Source organism: Micromonospora zamorensis (assembly GCF_900090275.1).
GTDB classification, from domain to species: domain Bacteria; phylum Actinomycetota; class Actinomycetes; order Mycobacteriales; family Micromonosporaceae; genus Micromonospora; species Micromonospora zamorensis.
In genome coordinates this window covers 3,845,532-3,863,591 of record NZ_LT607755.1, presented here as the reverse complement: position 1 = coordinate 3,863,591, position 18,060 = coordinate 3,845,532, and the positions used below count along the sequence as shown (strand labels likewise).

The 18,060-nt window shown below is 72.2% G+C and carries 12 protein-coding genes; 11 read left to right on the top strand and 1 reads right to left on the bottom strand.

Annotated features, from left to right (window positions below; all coding sequences use genetic code 11):
* Positions 1 to 80: 80 nt before the first annotated feature.
* The 6 genes from GA0070619_RS16945 to GA0070619_RS33120 all read left to right on the top strand — a co-directional run bounded on the left by GA0070619_RS16945 (position 81) and on the right by GA0070619_RS33120 (position 11,120).
* Positions 81 to 1,106 (top strand): hypothetical protein, encoded by a 1,026-nt coding sequence (locus GA0070619_RS16945; protein ID WP_157744027.1) that lies wholly within the window; start codon positions 81 to 83, stop codon positions 1,104 to 1,106.
* 150 nt (positions 1,107 to 1,256) lie between these two features.
* On the top strand, positions 1,257 to 3,533 hold the full coding sequence (locus tag GA0070619_RS16940) for a TOMM precursor leader peptide-binding protein (RefSeq protein ID WP_157744026.1): 2,277 nt from the start codon (positions 1,257 to 1,259) through the stop codon (positions 3,531 to 3,533).
* An 80-nt stretch (positions 3,534 to 3,613) separates the two neighbouring features.
* A complete protein-coding gene (locus GA0070619_RS16935) occupies positions 3,614 to 5,077 on the top strand; it encodes a SagB/ThcOx family dehydrogenase (RefSeq protein WP_157744025.1) in 1,464 nt (487 codons plus the stop codon).
* Positions 5,074 to 5,883: an HlyD family efflux transporter periplasmic adaptor subunit gene (locus GA0070619_RS16930; protein WP_088948972.1), complete on the top strand. Its 810-nt coding sequence runs from the start codon at positions 5,074 to 5,076 to the stop codon at positions 5,881 to 5,883. Before GA0070619_RS16935 ends, GA0070619_RS16930 begins: the two co-directional genes overlap by 4 nt.
* Complete coding sequence (locus tag GA0070619_RS16925) at positions 5,880 to 8,063, top strand: NHLP family bacteriocin export ABC transporter peptidase/permease/ATPase subunit (protein ID WP_088948971.1); 2,184 nt, start codon at positions 5,880 to 5,882, stop codon at positions 8,061 to 8,063. Before GA0070619_RS16930 ends, GA0070619_RS16925 begins: the two co-directional genes overlap by 4 nt.
* Before the next feature lie 24 nt (positions 8,064 to 8,087).
* Positions 8,088 to 11,120 (top strand): ATP-binding cassette domain-containing protein, encoded by a 3,033-nt coding sequence (locus GA0070619_RS33120; protein ID WP_197699545.1) that lies wholly within the window; start codon positions 8,088 to 8,090, stop codon positions 11,118 to 11,120.
* A 7-nt stretch (positions 11,121 to 11,127) separates the two neighbouring features.
* Here GA0070619_RS33120 and GA0070619_RS16915 read toward each other — a convergent pair whose 3' ends face one another.
* The gene (locus GA0070619_RS16915; RefSeq protein WP_088948970.1) at positions 11,128 to 11,907 is read right to left on the bottom strand and encodes a MerR family transcriptional regulator; all 780 of its coding nucleotides are present in this window, start codon (positions 11,905 to 11,907) and stop codon (positions 11,128 to 11,130) included.
* Positions 11,908 to 12,230: 323 nt separating this feature from the next.
* On the opposite strand from GA0070619_RS16915, the gene GA0070619_RS16910 reads away from it, so the two are divergent.
* From GA0070619_RS16910 to GA0070619_RS16890, 5 genes are all read left to right on the top strand, one after another.
* Entirely contained in the window at positions 12,231 to 12,593 is a 363-nt protein-coding gene (locus GA0070619_RS16910) for a hypothetical protein (protein ID WP_088948969.1), read from the top strand.
* Positions 12,594 to 12,739: 146 nt separating this feature from the next.
* Entirely contained in the window at positions 12,740 to 13,114 is a 375-nt protein-coding gene (locus GA0070619_RS16905) for a class IIb bacteriocin, lactobin A/cerein 7B family (protein WP_088948968.1), read from the top strand.
* Between the two features lie 27 nt (positions 13,115 to 13,141).
* Positions 13,142 to 14,308, top strand: coding sequence for a YcaO-like family protein (locus tag GA0070619_RS16900; RefSeq protein WP_088948967.1), 1,167 nt, complete (start codon positions 13,142 to 13,144; stop codon positions 14,306 to 14,308).
* Positions 14,301 to 15,698 (top strand): TfuA-like protein, encoded by a 1,398-nt coding sequence (locus tag GA0070619_RS16895; RefSeq protein WP_088948966.1) that lies wholly within the window; start codon positions 14,301 to 14,303, stop codon positions 15,696 to 15,698. Before GA0070619_RS16900 ends, GA0070619_RS16895 begins: the two co-directional genes overlap by 8 nt.
* Positions 15,699 to 15,708: 10 nt before the next feature.
* Positions 15,709 to 17,835 (top strand): B12-binding domain-containing radical SAM protein, encoded by a 2,127-nt coding sequence (locus GA0070619_RS16890; protein WP_088948965.1) that lies wholly within the window; start codon positions 15,709 to 15,711, stop codon positions 17,833 to 17,835.
* The last annotated feature ends 225 nt before the right edge of the window (positions 17,836 to 18,060 follow it).

Genomic DNA, 18,060 nt, shown 5'->3' with positions numbered 1-18,060 from the left:
CCGTCGTGGCCCGACAGCCGCTCACATACTCGACTGCATCGGGCGCGATTCCCGTGGACCGGTGGTGGATGGAGGACGAGATGCTGGGCAGAAGATCCGTCAGGAGCCCGCGTACCCTCGCCGCGCCGGTGCCCGCGATGCCGTTCGCCGCCGCCACGGTGGCGCTGCTCATGCTGAGCGGCTGTGGCGGCGAACCGGTGGACGCGGCCACCCCGGCGCCCCACGGGTCGGCCACTTTCGGTAGGGACCGGGCGGCGCTCGTGCTCACCGCCTTCGACCAGGCCGACTCGGCCGCCTCGGTGGCCGGTGACGTCGAGGCGCTGCGGGCCCAGGAGGTTTCGCCCTCGCTGGACCTCAGCATCGCCGCAGTCCGTCGGGCCGCGTACAACCAGCGAGCCCAACCGTCCTTCCAGCACATCAACCCGGTCTTCGCGGTGCCACCCGGCGATCCGTCCTGTTTCCTCGCCACGGCCACTCTCCGACTGACCGGCTCGGAGCTGGCGCCTACCGACGTCAGCCAGTTCGTGCTGGGTGCCGACGGCCAGTGGAAGCTCAGCCACAACGTTCAGGTCACCCAACCTTCGCTGGTGGTCGCCCGCAGCATCGACGGCCGGCCGGCCACCGCGGGCGGCGCCGCCCTGGACGAGACCAGCCGTCGGGCCCTCGCCGCCGAGGTGTTCTCCCGCAGCATCGGGTCCACGACGGGCAACCGGTCCCTCGTCGTGTCGAGCCCGCTGCTCGACGGTCAGTTCGCCGGCGGTTGGGAGGTCTACGGGCAGCAGCTCGCCGGTGTCGGCGGCGCGGTGCAGCGGACGATGGACCGGGCGGAATGGTCCGACTGCGCGGTCGCGGTGCCGACCGGCACGCTCACCTTTCTGACGATCCACGCCACCGACACGCTGCGCCCGGCGCCCGGCGGCCCGGCCACCGTCCGGTTGGAGCCGCAGAGCCCGGACCTGATCGCCACCGGTCACAGCAAGGCGGTCAGCGGAAAGTCGATCCGGGTCACCCGGGTGGAGACCTTCGTGCTGCTCGTGCCGGCACAGACCGTCGGCACATCGGTGCTGGGCCTCAACGACACCGCGCTGACCGTCACCGCCGGCTGACCCTGCCGCCGAGGGTCACCACGTCGGGGACGGCAGAAACCGGTGGCATCACTCGGATCGGGGCGCACCGGACCGCGACGATGACAGCAGCCGTGACCGCCGGCGGGGCCGGTGGTGCCGCGGCCCGGCCACGAGGCTCGGGAGGAACCCATGTGGCGTCCGCGCTTCCGATCGGACTACGTGCCGGTGCGGCTGCCCGACGGCCCGCTCGTGGTGCTGGGGGAGACCCGCAGCCTGCTCATCGACGACCCGGTCGCCGCGGACCTGGCCGACCAGCTCGACGGTGCCGCGCCGCTGGCCGACGTGGTGGCCCGGTTGGCCACCCGACACCCGGTCGCCGCCGTCGCCGCAGCTCTCGCCCGGCTGCGCGACCACGGCCTTCTGGTGTCCGGTCCGGCGCAAACCTCGGCGGCCGAGGCCGCCGGCTGGGACGCCCGGGGTGTCCCACCCGACGCCGGACGGCGGTGGATGGCCGGGGGAACGGTCACCATCGTGGACCTCGGCGCGCCCAGGGTGGCCGAGACCGCCGACGCGCTGCGCGCCCTCGGGCTCGCCCCGACGGTGGTCGGGCCGGACGCACCGGACGCCGGCCCCGACACCGCCCAGGTGCTGGTGCTGCCGTCGTCGATGCTCGACCCCCGGCTGGCCTTGCTCAACGATCGCCACCTGGCCGCCGGTCGCGCGTGGACGCTGGCCCGGCCACACGGCAACGTCGTCTTCCTCGGCCCGCACCTCGTGCCGGGTCGCACCGGCTGCTGGGTCTGCCTGCGGCAACGCTGGCAGGAGAACGAACAGGTGAACGCCTTCCTCGACGGGCAGGACCTGACCGATCCGCTGCCGCAACCCGGCCGCGCGGTCCTGCCCGGCCTGGCCACCATGGCCGCCGGGCTGCTCGCCGCCGAACTCGCCGTGCTCGCCGTCCGGGGCGAGTCTCCCCGCCTCACCGGCCGGATGGTCGCCCTGGACACCAGGGACCTGAGCACCGAGAGCCACCAACTGGTACGCCAGCCGCAGTGCCCCGCCTGCGGTGACCCGGACCTCGTCCGCAAGGCCGAGCCACGGATCGACCTGCCACCCAGCGGCACCCAGCCCAGTCGGGCCGGGGACTCCCGCATCCAGGAACCCGCCGAGGCGTACGCCTCGCTCGTCCACCACGTCAGCCGGTATCTGGGCGTGGTGAGCCGGCTGACCCCGCTGGAGGCGACCGACAACGGCGTCACCCACACCTACTCGGCCGGGCACAACTTCGCCCAGCCCCGCCAGCTCGCCGCGTTGCGTCGCAATCTGCGCGGGCAGAGCGGCGGCAAGGGCCGGACCGACCTGCAGGCCCGGATGAGCGCGGTCGGGGAGGCGGTGGAGCGCTACTGCGGGGTGTGGCGCGGCGACCGCCCGGTGCACCGGGCCACCTACCGGCAGCTCGGCCCGGACCGGGCGGTGCACCTGAGGGATCTGCTGCTGTTCTCGGAACGCCAGTACGCCGACCGGGACCGGCTCAACCGCGACCTGGGTCACCTGCACCGCGTTCCCCGCCCGCTGCCCGACGACGTGGAGCTGGACTGGACCACTGGTTGGTCGCTGACCCGGCACACACCGCGCGAGCTGCCCGCCGTGCACTGCTGGTACGGGCATCCGGAGCTGACCGGGCTGGGGGTGTGCTCGGCCGACTCGAACGGCTGCGCGGCCGGCGGCAACCTGTCCGAGGCGATCCTCCAGGGCTTCTGCGAACTCGTGGAGCGGGACAGCGTGGCCCTGTGGTGGTACCACCGGTCCCGGATGCCCGGGGTGGACCTCGCCTCGTTCGGCGACCCGTGGACCGCCGCCTGCGTCGACCACCACGCCACCGCCCTCGGCCGCGAACTGTGGGCCCTCGACCTGACCGCCGACCTCGGCGTACCCACGTTCGCCGCGGTGTCCCGGCGGGTCGACGGGGGGCCGGAGGACGTCCTGGTCGGCTTCGGCGCGCACCTGGACGCGCGGGTCGCGCTGACCCGGGCGCTCACCGAGGTGAACCAGTTCCTGCCCGCCGTCGCCGGACCCGCCACCGCCCGCAACCGGTACGGCGTCGACGACCCGGACACCGCGCGCTGGTTCGGCACCGTGCGGGTGGCCGACCAGCCCTGGCTGGTCCCGGATCCCACCCGACCGCCGCGCACCGCTGCGGACCACCCGGCGCTGACCACCGGCGACGTCGGGGATGACGTGCGTCGTTGCGTACGCCGGGCGGAGCGGGCCGGCCTGGAGGTGATCGTCGTCGACCAGTCCCGTCCGGATGTCGACCTGGCGGTGGTGAAGGTCGTCGTGCCGGGACTGCGGCACTTCTGGCGCCGGCTCGGTCCCGGCCGACTGTGGGACGTGCCGGCCCGTCTCGGTCGGGGCCCGTTGGCCGTCGACGAGACGTCGGCCAATCCGCTGAACGTGTTCTTCTAGCCGGCGTTCCCGGGCGACCGGGAGCGTGGGAAGGATGTGGGGATGGCCACCGTGGTGGACCCGGTCGGTCGGCGGTCGACGTGAGCGGCTCCGTGGGCGGTCCGCCGATTCAGGAGTCGTACCGGCTGCGCCGTGACGCGGAGCTGCGGCTCGGTGAGGACGGCTCGCTGACCCTGCGGCAGACCCGCTTCCAGCTCACCCTGGAGCAACCGGGCATGGGCCGGCGGGCGCTGCTGCTGCGGCTCGCCGCCGACTGGGTCAACGACGTCGAGGTCGGCCGTCTGATCAGCGGCCTGGAGGGGGAGAACCGGGTGTTGCCCGCGCAGTTGCTGCTGCGCCGGCTGCTCGCCCACTCCTGGCTGGAGCGCCGCGTCCAGGTCGACGATCGGCCGCTGCTCGACCTGGTGCCCACCGGCCTGGGTCGGGGCAGTCTGCCGGAGAGTCGCCTGCACACCCCCGGGGTCCGCTACCGGCTCTCCCGCTTCGCCGCCCTCCAGCACGAACGGGGCGTGCTGGTGGCCGCTTCACCGCTGAGCACCCTCGTCGTCGGCTGTGCCGACGCCGCCCTCGGCGCTGTCCTGGCCGCCGCCGCCCCGGGCGTCGGACCCGAGGCGGTGGCCCGCACGCTCGGCGTGCCGCCGGACGTCGCCGGACGGGTGCTCGACGAGTTGGCCACCGCCCGGATCCTGGTCACCGACGCCGAGTTCGAGGCGGAGTGCGACGACGCGCCGCTGGCCTACTGGTCGCCGGAGGAGTTGCGGCTGCACCACCGATCCCGGGCTGGCCGACACGCGCTGCCGGTGGGCGGCACCTACCGGATGCGGGGGAGCTTCGCCCCGCAACCACTGCGCCGCCCGTACGACGGGGGCCGGGCGGTCGACCTGCCGCTGCCGGACCTGGCGACGATTGCCAAGGCGGATCCCGCGTTCAGTCAGGTCGTCACGGATCGGCGCAGCGTGCGCGAACACGACGACACGGCGCCACTGCCCCTGGAGCGGCTGGCGGAATTCCTGCACCGGTCGCAGCACACCAGCGCCGTCGGTGAGGCCGGCGGGCAGGAGATCGGCCACCGGCCCTACCCGGGCGGCGGTGGAGTCTACGAGCTGGAGATCTATCCACTGGTAGCGCGGTGCGCCGGGCTCGACCGCGGGCTCTACCACTACGACGCCGTCGGGCACCGGCTGGAGCCGGTCGCCGCCTGGGGACCGGCAGCCGACCGGCTGTTGGCGTACGCCCGGGCGTCCGGCGCCCTGCCTCGGCCGCCGCAGACGGTCCTGGTGGTCACCGCCCGGGTCCAGCGGCTCATGTGGAAGTACGAAGGGATGAGCTACGCCATGATTCTCAAGGACGCGGGTGTGCTGACCCAGCAGATGTATCTCGTCGCCACCGCCATGGGGCTGGCACCGTGCGCCCTCGGCGCCGGCGACTCCCAGGCCTTCGCCGAGTTGTCCGGGCTCGACCCGCTGGTCGAGCCGAGCGTGGCCGACTTCCTGCTCGGCTCCCGCCGCGCCACCGGCCCGGCCGCGACGGAGGGCCGGCCATGAAGTTCCGGCGGCAGGCTCTGCGCCAGTTGGAGGCACCCGAGCAACTGGACCGGGCGGTCCGACTGACCACGGTGCCGAACTGGCTGGCCACCACCGCGCTGGTCATCGTCGTGGTCGCCGCAGGTGTCTGGTCGGTACGCACTGTGGTGCCCCGGACCGTCGAGGCGGCCGGGGTGCTGATCCACTCGAACGGGATCTCGGCCCTCGACGCGCTCGACAGCGGCCAGGTCACCAAGGTGTGGGCGTCGCCGCACCAGCGGGTGCCGAAGGGCACACCCCTCTACAGCCTGCGCACGGCGGACGGGAAGGTGCGGGTGGAGACCGCGCCGGGTGACGCGTACGTCGTCGCCTGGCTGGTCTCGGAGGGCGAGATCGTCACACCGGGCACGCACCTGGCCGACCTGGAACGGCTCGACACCGCCGGGGACGCGTTGCAGGCAGTCGTCTACGCCCCCGCCGTCGCCGCCCCGCTGCTGCAACCCGGCGTGTCCGTCGAGGTGGCCGCCGCGGCCGCGCCGCGCAACGTGTTCGGCACCCTGGCCGGCCAGGTGACCACTGTCGGTGCCTTCCCGGAGACCGAGGCCTCGCTGCGCGCCTTCCTGGGCACCGGGCCGGACGTCCGGCGGCTGCTCGCCCGCGGCAGCGTGGTGCGGGTGACGGTCGCACTGGAACCCGACCCGGCCGCCCCGGGTGGCCTGCGCTGGACCAGGTCCCCGCCGCCGTTCCAGCTCAACTCGGCCAGCGAGGTCACCGCCTGGTTCACCGTGGACCGGGAACACCCGATCGACTGGTTGCTGCGGCGATGAGCGCGCCGACGACCGCCGTCAGCGGCACGCCGGAGCTGCCCAGGATCCGGCGTCGACGGGTCCGTACGCCCACGTTGATCCAGATGGAGGCGGTGGAGTGCGGTGCCGCCGCGCTGGGGATCCTGCTCGCACACCACGGTCGGCACGTGCCCCTGGAGGAGTTGCGCCGGGTGTGCGGCGTCAGCCGGGACGGCTCCACCGCGGCCACCGTGCTCAAGGGCGCCCGCCGGTACGGCATGGTGGCCAAGGGCTTCCAGATGGACCTGGCCGGCCTGGCCACTGTGGCGCTGCCGGCGGTGCTGTTCTGGCGGTTCGAGCACTTCGTGGTGCTGGAAGGGCTCGGCCGTAAGGTCTTCATCAACGATCCGGCCACCGGTCCCCGTGCGGTCAGCTGGGAGGAGTTCGACGGTGCCTTCACCGGCATCGTGCTCACCATGGAGCCCGGCCCGGAGTTCCGGCCCGGCGGCACCCGCTACCGGCTGGTGCGGGCGCTGGCCGAGCGGTGGCGCGGCCCGGGCTCGGCGATCGCGCAGATGCTGCTGCTCGGCCTGCTGATCGCCGTGGTCGGTCTGACCATCCCGGTGATGGCCAAGGTCTTCGTCGACCGGGTGCTGTTGCAGGAGGACCGGGCGGCGTTCGCCGGCCTGGTGGCGGCGGTGGCGGTGGCCACCGTGCTGACCTTCCTGGCCAGCCTGCTTCAGCAACGCCTGACCGTACGCGCGGAGACGGCGCTCGCCCTCGCCAGCGCCGCCCGGTTCTTCCGACATCTGCTGCGGCTGCCGCCGGCCTTCTTCGACCAGCGGCAGGCCGCCGACCTCAGCCAGCGGGTCCGCGGCAACGAGGTGGTCGCCGAGGTGCTCACCCGCCGGACGGCCACCACTGTGGTGGACACCGGCCTGGTGCTGGCGTACGGGGCTCTGCTCTGCCATTACGACCTGCTGCTCGGGCTGTGCGCGGTGGTCCTCGCCGGGCTGAACGTCAGCGTGCTCCGCTATGTCGCCTCGACCCGTTCCACCGCCGTCGCCGGTCTTCAGGCGGACCGCAGCAAGTTGGTGACCACGGTGTACACCACGGTCCAGATGATCGAGACGGTGAAGGCCGGCGGTGAGGAGGAACGCGCCGTGGCCCGGTTCGCGGCGCGCCACGCCACCGTCGCCACCCGTCAGCAGCGGCTCGGGGTGCCCACAGCGGTGCTCTCCGTCCTGCCGGCGCTCCTCGCCTCGGGGACCACAGCGGTGCTGCTGGGGTTGGGCAGCCGGCAGGTCGTGGCTGAGGCGATGAGTGTGGGCGTGCTGGTCGGTATGCAGAGCCTGGCCGCCGCGATGAACCGCCCGTTGGGCAATCTGACCGCGCTGGGCTCGCGGTTGCAGGACATGAGTGCCGACCTGAATCGGTTGCGTGACGTGGAGCGGTACCCACTGCCGTCGGCCCAGGACCGACCCGCCCGCCCGATGACGCCCATGGAGGGGCACCTGCGCATCGAGGAGGTCACCTTCGGCTACAACCCGTTGGGCCGTCCACTGCTGGAGAACTTCAGCCTGGACCTGCCGCCGGGTGCCCGGGTGGCGCTCGTCGGGAGGTCGGGCAGTGGCAAGTCGACTGTCGGTCGGCTGGTCGCCGGGCTCTACCGTCCCTGGACCGGACGGGTCACAGTGGACGGCCTGGAGCGGGCCGCGACCGACGACGGGCTCTGGGCGGCGACGGTCGCCATGGTGGACCAGGACCAGCGGCTGTTCGAGGGGACGGTCCGGGACAACGTCACCATGTGGGACCTCACTGTCGCCGACGAGGACGTCGTCACCGCGCTGACCGACGCGTGCCTCTACGACGAGGTCGCGGCCCGTCCGGGTGGCCTCGGCAGTCCGGTGCGGGAGAACGCCCGCAACTTCTCCGGTGGGCAGCGGCAGCGGCTGGAGATCGCCCGAGCGCTCGTGCGCAACCCCCGGGTGCTGGTGCTGGACGAGGCCACCAGCGCGCTGGACGCCGAGACCGAACGCCGGATCGACCTGCACCTGCGCCGGCGGGGGGCGACCTGCCTGATCGTGGCCCACCGCCTGTCCACGGTCCGCGACTGCGACCTGATCGTCGTGCTGGACGGCGGTCGGGAGGTGGAGCGCGGCACCCACGAGCAGCTCGTCGCCCAGGACGGGGCGTACGCGCGCCTGGTCCGGGACCACTGACCACGACGATCCGAGGAGACGCTGATGAGTGGCGCGGTGGAGGATCCCCCGGCCGGCGGCCTGATCGGCTTCTGCTCGGACGGCGTACGCCAGATCTGTCGCCTCGACGGCCCGGCGGCCGGCTGGCTGGTGACCGGGGGTGAGGCCGACCTGTTCGCGGTGCGCCGGGCCGGGATGAGCCCTTCGCGTCGTCACCATGTGGCCCGGCTGCCTGCGGGTGGCCTGGTGCCGACGTCCACCGCGATCGGCGCGTGGCAGTTGATCCTGGTGCCGCTGCCCGGCACGGAACTGCGGGGGCTGTCCCGGCGTCACCTGTCCCTGCTGGAGCGACACGTCCGGCTCGGCCGCGTGGCGGACGAGGGGGCGTCGCTGCGCGCGCGGACCGCCGCGACGGAGCTGGTCGCGGCGGTGGACCTGGTGCTGGTCACCATCGCCGACGCGCTGCGCCGCGGGCAGGCCCCCCGGGAGGCGTCCACGCTCTGTGGGCGCGAGATCATCTCGCTGGCGCAGGGGAGTGCCCTCACCTCGACCGGCGGCGCGTGGTGGCTGCGCAGCGCCGGTGGACAACTGCGACGCAACGACGGTGGCCCGGCGGAGATGTCCGGGGAGCGGGAGCTGCTGCTGGTCGCCGAGCGGGACTGGGTGGTGGCCGAGTCGCCGTGCGCTGTGGAGAGCCACGGCAGCTGGGACCTGCTGGTCAACGGTCAACTGCGATCGGCCGTCGACCAGCACGTGGCCCGGCTGCTGCGGATGGTGGAGACCCGGATCGAGGAGGCCGACGCGGCGTTGCTGAGCGCCGTGCAACGGCGCCGGGAGACCGACGCGGCGGTGCTCGCCGCGGCGGCCCGCCGGTCGATCGGGGTGATCGGCGCGGGCGGTGCGGCTCCGGTTCCGGACGACGAGGCCGGCTTCGACAGGTACGGGCGGGCGGCCTCGGTGGTCCGGGTGGTCACCGAGGGGATGGGCAGCCCGATCAACGAGCCGGCCGACCGCAGTCGCGCGCCACTGGACGACCGGGCGGCGGTGCACGCGGTGACCCGCGCGTCCAGCCTGTTCCTGCGTGAGGTGCGGCTGCCGGACCGGTGGTGGCGGCGGGACCTGGGGCCACTGGTGGGGTGGCGGGCCGGCGCCGACCCGGAGCGCGCCGTCGCGGTGCCGCTGCTGTTTCGCCGGGGCCGCTACCACCACGTCGACCCGGACACCCGGGTGTACGGGCCGATCGACGCGGCGGTGGCCGCTACGTTCGCCGCCGAGGCGACCGAGGTGCAGGCGCCGCTGCCGCCGACCGCTCGGATGCGCCACCTGCTGCGCGCCGGGCTGGTCGGTGCGTCCCGGGACGTGCGGGGCCTGCTGTTCGCCGCCACCTGCGTGGCACTGCTGGGCCTGGGCGTGCCGCTGGCCACCGGTGAGGTGCTCGGCCAGCTGGCCCGGCAGGGCGAGGTGAACGGCCTCGGCGGCTTCCTCGCGCTGATGCTGAGTGCCGCGGTGGTCGCGGGGCTGGTGGGGGTGGTGCAGAACCTGCGTCTGCTGCGGTTGGACGGCCGGATGCAGTCCGGCGCGCAGCTGGCGATCTGGGACCGGCTCATGCGGCTACCGGCCCGGTTCTTCGCTGGTCGCAGCAGCGGTGAGATCGCCAACTCGATGTTGGGGATCTCGTTCGTGGGTGAGGCGCTGAGCGCGCTGCTGCCGCAGCTCGTCTCGGCGGCCGCGATCGTCGCGGTGACCCTCGGCATGCTCCTGGTGGTCGAGCCCGTGCTCGGGCTGTGGGCGGCGGGGATCGTCGCCGTCACGATGCTGACGTTCGGCGCGTTCGCCGTGCTGATCGTCCGTCAGCAACGGTCCGCGTTGCCGGCCGAGCACCGGGCGGCGGCGATGACCAACCAACTCCTCGGCGGCATCGTCAAAATCAAACTGGCGGCCGCCGAAACCCGTGCCCACGCACGTTGGTCGGAGGTCGCCGCGACGGCCCGGGCGGCGCTGCAACGGGTCCGGCAGAGTCAGGCGGGCCTGGTCGCCTTCGGCACCGTGCTGCCGGTCGCCGGTCAGTTGGTCCTTTTCGCCGTACTGATGGGGCCGCTCGCCGGCCGGGTCGCGCCGGCTGACTTCTTCATTCTCAACGTCGGTTTCGCGATGCTGCTCGGCGGGCTGCTGGTGCTGGTGTCGGCCGGGGTCGAGGTGATCGCGGCAGTGCCACGTTTGGGCAGCCTGCGGGAGATCCTGCGCGCCGACCCGGAGGCGCGCCCGGACCGGGTGGACCCGGGGGAGTTGCGGGGCGAGATCGCGCTGCACCGGCTCACCTTCGCCTACCAGCCGGACGAGCCGCCGGTGCTCGTCGACATCGACCTGCACGTCCGCCCGGGTGAGTTCGTCGCCATCGTCGGGCCGAGTGGCTGCGGGAAGTCCACACTGCTGCGGTTGCTGCTCGGCTTCGAGCGCCAACAGCAGGGTGCGGTGCTCTACGACGGCCAGGATCTCTCCGAACTCGACGTGCACGCGGTCCGCCGGCAGTGCGGCGTGGTCCTGCAGGATGGCCAGCTCTTCGCCGGCTCGGTACGGGACAACATCTGCGGCGCCGGCAGCTTCCCGCTCGACCAGGTGTGGGAGGCGGCGCGGATGGCCGGCCTCGCCGACGACCTGGAGGCCCTGCCGATGGGCATGAGCACGATGGTGCCGTTCGGCGGCGGGACGCTCTCCGTCGGGCAGCGGCAGAGGGTGCTGATCGCCCGCGCGCTGGCCCCGCTGCCCCGGATCATCTTCCTCGACGAGGCGACGAGCGCCCTGGACAACCGGACCCAGGAGGTGGTCAGTCGGAGCACCGCCGCCCTGGCCGCGACCCGGGTGGTCATCGCCCACCGGTTGTCCACGGTCCGGGCGGCGGACACCATCGTGGTCCTCGAAGCGGGGCGGATCGTCCAGCGGGGCAGCTTCGACGAGTTGATGGACCTCCCTGACGGGCTGTTCCACCGGTTGGCGCGGCGGCAACTGCTCACCGAACCAGAACGGTCCGACACCGTGGCGGAGAGTCCGCAGGCGGACGGGCAGCCCGCGACGAGCTGACGGTCTTTCAGCCGTTGTCGATGTCCGTGCTGTCCTCCAGGCACACGTCCGCGTCGAGGTGGTTCTCCAACAGTTCGGCGACGTGCGCCTCCGACTGGTTCTCCACGGCGAGCCGGAACGCCTCGGTGAGCACGTTGACCACACCCTGGGTCAGCAGCAGGGTCTCCCGGTCGAGATCGGCCCAGGACGACCGGGCGCCGCCGCGTACCAGCTCCGGAGCGAGGGCCAGCAGCCGGGCGGTGACGGCGGCGACCAGCTCGTCGGCCACCGGACGGAGGCTGTCCAGCACCTCGCTGAGAGTCTGCAGTGCCGGCACCGTGCCCACCCGTACGCGATGCAGGTCCAGGGCGGCGCGCAGCGGGCGTGGCCGGACGGTGCGGACGATGCCGTCGGTGGTCCGGCCGATCACGCCGTGCCGGGTCAGCGCGTGGGCCAGCGCGGGACGGTCGGCGGTCAGACGTTGCAGCATCGCGGTCAACCCGTCGGGCGCCTCGTCACTGGCCCGGACCCCGAGCATCGCCTCGATGGACACCAGGTTGAAGCCCTGTCGTTGCAGGGCGAGGATCGCATCCAGCCGGCGGACGTGGGAGTCGTCGTAGAGCGCCGCCCGACCACGCCGCACTGGCGGGGGAAGCAGTCGCCGGGCCTGGTGGGCACGGATGTTGCGGGGCGACATGCCCACCTTGCGGGCGAGTTCCTCCACGCTGTACCCGCCCGGGCCGCCGGGCGTCGTCGTCGCCTCGTCGATGGTCACGGTGGCCTCCGGCAGCACTCGGTGACGGAACACGGCAACCCCGTCGAACCGCTGTCGCGCTGTGCGGTCCGCCGATCGCAGCGTAGGTGTGCGCACCGGGCGGGTGACAGGCGAGGAATTACTACTTGTCCACAGTGGTGACAATCATTAGGATCGCCATCCGCCGCAAGTCGCTGATTCCCAATTACCCGGCTTTCGCCGCAGCGCGACCTTTTCGCGGCCACATTCGATGAAATTCCCGCTCTCTGGACGGGCCAGATCCACCGGTGACCCACGATGAAGCGAAACCGGCGGCCCGGAACCCCCCGTGCTGCCCGTCGCCGCCACCGGCGGTCGACCATCGAAGGGAGCAGGGTGTGACACCTGTCGATCGAGCGGTCTTCGTGGCCGCGTACAGCCGGCTGGTCGCCGACGTCTGGGCCGACCCGGTCAAGGAGCAGGCGCTCGACCGGGACCCACGCGGGTTCCTCGCCGGCTACGGGCTTCACCTGTCGGAGGATGTGCAGGTCCGGGTGGTGCGGGACGTCGCCGACACCGATCCGGACCTTGAGGTGCAGGTCGAGTCCTGGCAGCAGGCGGGGACCACCGGCACCTTCGTGCTCTTCGTGCCGTCGCTGTTGCCGGTGGCTCAGGCGGAGCTGGCCGAGGACGAGCTGGACAGCGTCGTCGCCGGCCTGGATCCCAGCTGCGCCTGCTGCTGCCCCTGCTGCTGCACCTGACACCGAAGTCTGCCGCCCACCGGTCGGCGCGGCAGATTCTGATGGCACTCAGACGAAATCATTGAATGTCGAACCTCGATCTTCGTAGCGTTCTCGCCACAGCGATCACCCCGTCTTGCAGTGACCCCCGAGGAAAGGACCGAACGATGAGCAACGACGAACAGGAATATGGCGCGAGGTTCGTGACCAAGTACTCGGAACTGGTCACCGCGGTATGGCGCAGTGACGAGGAACTGCAGCGCCTGCTCGCCGACCCGACCGGTTACGCGACGGCTGCCGGCCTGCCGGTCGCCCCCGGCGCCCGGGTCGAGGTCGACCGCGCCCAGCCCGCCACGCTCTACACCAAGGACCAGGTCGTCGCCGACTGGGCCGGCACGCCCGGCCTGCACGTGCTGCACGTGCCCGAGGTGCCGCTGGTCGACCTCAACGAGCTGACCGAGGCCGAGCTGGAGACGGTCGCCGGTGGCGTGGCCCCGATCGCCGACAACAACGTCAACATCATCGCCGTCCTCATCCTCTGAGTTCCCCACCCCACGCCGGGAGCCTCGATGACTGACACGACCGAGACCATCGCGTTCCGATCCGGCACCTACCGGACGGCCACCGTGGAGCAGACCTGGGAGCGGGTCGGTGGCATGCTCGACCGGTTCCGGATCACCCGGGTCGCCGACATCACCCGGCTCGACGAGATCGGGCTGCCGGTGCACGTCGCCTACCGGCCGGTCGGAGCCACCATGGCGGTGAGCGTCGGCACCGGCGCCACCGCGACGCAGGCCCGGGTCAGCGCGGTCATGGAGAGCATCGAGTCCTGGCATGCCGAGAACCTCCGGCCGGGGACCGTCGTCCGGTCCCCGGCGGAGGCGCTCGACCTGCCGTACGACGTCCGGTGGCTGCACCTGGCGGAACGATCACCCCTGACCCCCGCCGTCGAGCTCGACTGGGTGGCCGGCCGTGGGCTGGTGACCGGTACGCGTTGCCTGGTGCCCCGCGCCACCATCGAGCTCGACTTCACCGTCCGGCGTGGCTGGGACCGCGCCCTGTTCACCCCCAGCAGCAACGGGCTGGCGACCGGGAACACCTTCGCCGAGGCCAGCCTGCACGCCCTGCTGGAGGTCGTCGAGCGCGACTGCATCGCCCCGTACTGCACCTCACCGTTGGCCGAGCGCACCTACGCCGACCCGGGCACCGCCACCAACGCGATGACCCGCACGGTGCACGAGGCGCTGCTGCGCGCCGGTTGCTGGGTGGAGGTCTGCGACATCACCAACGCGGTCGGCGTGCCCTGCTACGCCGCCTCGATCTGGTCGGAGGACCTCCCGGTCACCTTCGGCGGCTTCGGCTGCCACGTGGACCCGGAGATCGCCGTCGGCCGGGCCATGTCGGAGGCGGCGCAGTCGCGGCTGGTCATGGTCTCCGGAGCCCGGGACGACATCGACGCCACCGCGTACCACGATGTCGGCGCGCCGCCGGTGCCACCGCCCACCGTCGATCGACCCGTCCGGCCGGTCCGCCGGGATTCCCCACCGGTGGGGAACGTGACCCAGGTGCTGCGCGAGCTGGCGTCGCGGGTGCAGCGCGTCACCGGCGTCGAGCCGTTCAGCGTCGACCTGACGCATGACGACATCGGCATCCCGGTGAGCAAGGTGTTCGCCCCCGGCCTGCGGATGTTCGACGAGCGGGCCCTGAGTACCCGACCGGGAGTGCCCCGTGACTGACGTCGTCTTCATCGGTCCGAGCCTGCCGGCCGACGAGGTCGTCCGGCTGCTGCCCGACGCGGTGGTGCTGCCGCCCGTCGCGCACGGCGACCTGCTCCGCCTGGACGTCGCACCCGGCGACCGGGTCCTCGTCATCGACGGGTTCTTCCTGCAACACCCGCCGGTCCGCCACCGGGAGATCCTCGACCTGCTCGACCGTGGCGTGACCGTGGCCGGCGCCGCGAGCATGGGCGCGCTGCGCGCCGCCGAGCTGTGGCCGTTCGGGATGCGTGGTGTGGGCGAGGTGTTCCAGCTTTACCGCGACGGGATCGTCACGGGCGACGACGAGGTGGCGGTCGTGCACGGGCCCGCCGAGGAAGGCCACCGTGCCCTGAGCGTGCCTCTGGTGAACATCCGGGTCGCGCTGCGGCGTGCCGTCGCGGCCGGCGTGCTCAGCGACGCCGAGGCGGTGCTGCTGCTGGACATCGGCCAGGAGCTGCCCTTCCGGCGGCGGTCCTACCGGGCGCTGGAGCGCAGCGCGCCACCCGAGGCGGCGGGGGTGGTGGACCGGTTCCTGACGTGGCACCGGCAGGACCCCTGCGACGCCAAGGGCGCCGACGCGCGGATGCTGCTGTCGATGGCGGCGGACAACGATCCCGAGCTGTGTCCGGCGCACGCCGACGATCAGCCGATCGACAACCTGCACACCCGATTCCTCGACAGCTGGCGGTCGCGGTTCGCCGGAGAGTCGGTCGGCGGGCACTGGGTCAGCGACCGGGAGGCCGCCGCAGTGCTGATGCTGCTGCACCCCGAGTCGGCGGCCTGGCACCGGCGGGGGGTACTGGCCGGGCTGGCGGAGGTCGACATCGCCGCCCCGATGGTCGAGGAGCGCGCCCGCGAGGTCGCCGGCCGGCGAGGGCTGACGACGGCGCCACCGACCGGGTGGGACTGGCTGACCGACCGGGAACGGGGACTCGACGACCGCGAGGCGGTGCTGCGGGTGCTGGTGCGGGCGTTCGGCACCACGCCACACCGCAGCCTGTCGCTGTGGATGGTCGCGGCGCCCCTGCGTACCCCCGCGTTGCTCACCGCGGCGCGGCAGGTCGCGGCGACCGCCGCGTCGCTGAACGAGACGCTCGTTCCGCGTACGACGGGGCGCCGCCGCCCGGGTGGTCGGCTGCACTTCCGCACCGAGGTCGTCGACACGTGCTTCGCGAGGCTGTGGGGTTGTGCCGTCGACGGGCTGGAGGCGGCGGCGTGGGACCGGGGGTTCGTCGACCTGGCGTCGTTCCGGTACGCCGCCGAACCGCTGGTCGCGTACGTCAAGGCGTTCGGTACCCCGCACTTGCCTGCGGTGGCCACGAGCGCACACGAGGACACCCTGGCCGGTTCACCGGCCCGGGTCGGCTGAGGAGGAGTCGATGAGCGGCACCGTGAAGGCGGCACTGATCTACCCCCCGCTGACCGATCCCACCTCGGGATACCACTCCCTGAACTACCTCGATTCGTACGCTCGGGCACAGGGGCACCGGCCGGCCGAGATCATCGACGCGAACATCGAGGCGTTCCACCATTCGTACACCCCGTCGGCGTACGAGTGGCTGCAGCGGGAGCTGTCCCGGCTCTCGATCGCCGATCTCAGCGGCCCGGACGCGCTGATGGCCCGGGCGAATCAGCTCGGCCTGCCCGACCCTGATCCGGAGCGGCTGCGCCGGTCGATCGGGGTGCTCCAGGACCCGACCCTGTTCTACGACTACCGGCACTACCAGGATGCCGTCGAGGGCGTGATCTCCTGGATGGACGCGCTCGGCACGGTCGGTTTCCCCGGGCAGTTCCACGCCGGCTTCCGGCTGCACCCGCCGCCGATGATCTCGATCGGTTCGGTGGCCGCGCTGACCGACGAGGCGCTGCTCGCGCGGCTCAACCGGCCCTTCCTGCCCTACTACGAGGACGTGTTGATCCCACGGCTGGCCGCCGGAGGGCACCAGGTGATCGGCATCAGCGCCACCTACCAGTGGCAGCTGCCGTTCGCGCTCTGGATCGCCCGACTCGTCCGCAAGGCGTGCCCGGACGTCTTCCTCATCGCGGGTGGTACGGAAATCTCTGACGTCTGGAAGTGCGCCAGCAAACCCGAGTACGTCTTCCAGGTGCTGGCCGACTTCGACGCCATCGTGGTCGGTGAGGGGGAGAGCGCGTACACGGAGATCCTGGACGCGGTGCAGACCGGCACGCTGCCGGCCGGGCACCCCAACGTCCGACTGCACCCCAGGTACGGCCGCCAGCGTCAGCTGCCCCTGCGCTACGAGCGCCTGGCGCAGGTGCCGGTGCCGGACTTCTCCGGCCTGCCCTGGGACCTCTACCTCAGCCCGGAGCGGTTCGTCTACTACTCGCCGACCCGAGGCTGCTACTGGAACAAGTGCACGTTCTGCGACTACGGCCTGAACACCGACGGTCCCACCAGCCCGTGGCGGCAGGACACGGTGGACACCATGGTCGCGGACGTCACCGAGCTGTCGAAGTTCGCCAAGTTCATCTACTTCTCCGTCGACGTGCTCGCTCCCGCGACCATCCTGCGCTTCGCCGAGCGCGTCGTCGAGCGAGGGCTGGACTTCCGTTGGGGCGCCGAGATCCGGCTGGAGAAGTACTGGTCGGACGAGCGCTGCGAGCTGCTGAGGCGTAGCGGCTGCGTGGCCATCTCGGTCGGCTTCGAGTCCGGTAACCAGCGCATCCTCGACCTGATCGACAAGGGCACGAAGCCGGAACAGGCACGACGCACCATGACGGCGATGACGAAGGCCAACATCGGCGTGCAGATGATGGGCTTCACCGGTTTTCCCACCGAGACCCGGGAAGAGGCGCTGGACAGCGTCAACTTCCTGCGTGACAACCCGGACCTCTGGACCCTCGGCGGGCTCGGCGACTTCATGCTGACCCCGGGCGCCATCGTCGCGAAGGAGCCGGACCGTTTCGGCATCACCAACGTGCGGCCGGTGGAGGGTTCGGACATCGTCCGGATGCTCAAGTACGACGAGCCGGTGACCGAGACAGCACAGGCAGAGGTCGCCCAGGCCAAGGCCGGTCTGAACCCTGGGCACTACCACCGTCCGTGGCTGGGCAGCACCGACACCCCGCACACCTTCTTCTACCACGACCGGTACGGCACTGCGGTGCGTGGCGTCCTCGCCCACGACCGGGTTCGGCACGACGCCGACGACCAGACCGAGTTCCTCGCCAACGGCTCCTTCGTGGACCGTGACGACGAGCAGGTCTGGGAGGCGTACCGGCGAATCCGGTCCGACGAGCAGGAGGGCGTCCCGGGCGACCTGCCGGCGGACCGGCACCTGTTCCGCCGGGTCGACGGTCAGGTGTTCGCGCTCAACCGCAGCAGCCGGCTGTTCCTGGATCTCTTCAGCGCGCCGCTCACCCTCGCCGAGGCGCAGCGTCGGCTCTGGATCGTCGAACCGACCGTCGCGGACCGGGTCTGGCGGACCTTCATCGGGCAGCGGCTGATCCGTCGGCACCGGCTACCGGCCGAGCCGGCGCGGTGACGCGACCGCCGGGCTCTGGTTAGTTGCTCAGCGCGGACCTCGGTCGAACGAAGATACTCGATGCCTTGACACTCCAGATGCGATCGCTAACACTGTTCTGCAACGCGACGTTAACGAAGTGGACACATGGCGCTGGCGCACCCTGAAGTGCCAGATTCGTCCGTTCCGTAAGGTCACTGGCTGCCAGAAACCCGCGAACTCCTGAGCCTCGACCCAGGTCGTAGC

What these genes read in the sequence shown, in the direction of transcription:
- GA0070619_RS16945 (WP_157744027.1), top strand. Translation starts at nt 81, where the DNA reads ATGCTGGGCAGAAGATCCGTCAGGAGCCCGCGTACCCTCGCCGCGCCG.
- GA0070619_RS16940 (WP_157744026.1), top strand. Translation starts at nt 1,257, where the DNA reads ATGTGGCGTCCGCGCTTCCGATCGGACTACGTGCCGGTGCGGCTGCCC.
- GA0070619_RS16930 (WP_088948972.1), top strand. Translation starts at nt 5,074, where the DNA reads ATGAAGTTCCGGCGGCAGGCTCTGCGCCAGTTGGAGGCACCCGAGCAA.
- GA0070619_RS16925 (WP_088948971.1), top strand. Translation starts at nt 5,880, where the DNA reads ATGAGCGCGCCGACGACCGCCGTCAGCGGCACGCCGGAGCTGCCCAGG.
- GA0070619_RS33120 (WP_197699545.1), top strand. Translation starts at nt 8,088, where the DNA reads ATGAGTGGCGCGGTGGAGGATCCCCCGGCCGGCGGCCTGATCGGCTTC.
- GA0070619_RS16905 (WP_088948968.1), top strand. Translation starts at nt 12,740, where the DNA reads ATGAGCAACGACGAACAGGAATATGGCGCGAGGTTCGTGACCAAGTAC.
- GA0070619_RS16900 (WP_088948967.1), top strand. Translation starts at nt 13,142, where the DNA reads ATGACTGACACGACCGAGACCATCGCGTTCCGATCCGGCACCTACCGG.
- GA0070619_RS16890 (WP_088948965.1), top strand. Translation starts at nt 15,709, where the DNA reads ATGAGCGGCACCGTGAAGGCGGCACTGATCTACCCCCCGCTGACCGAT.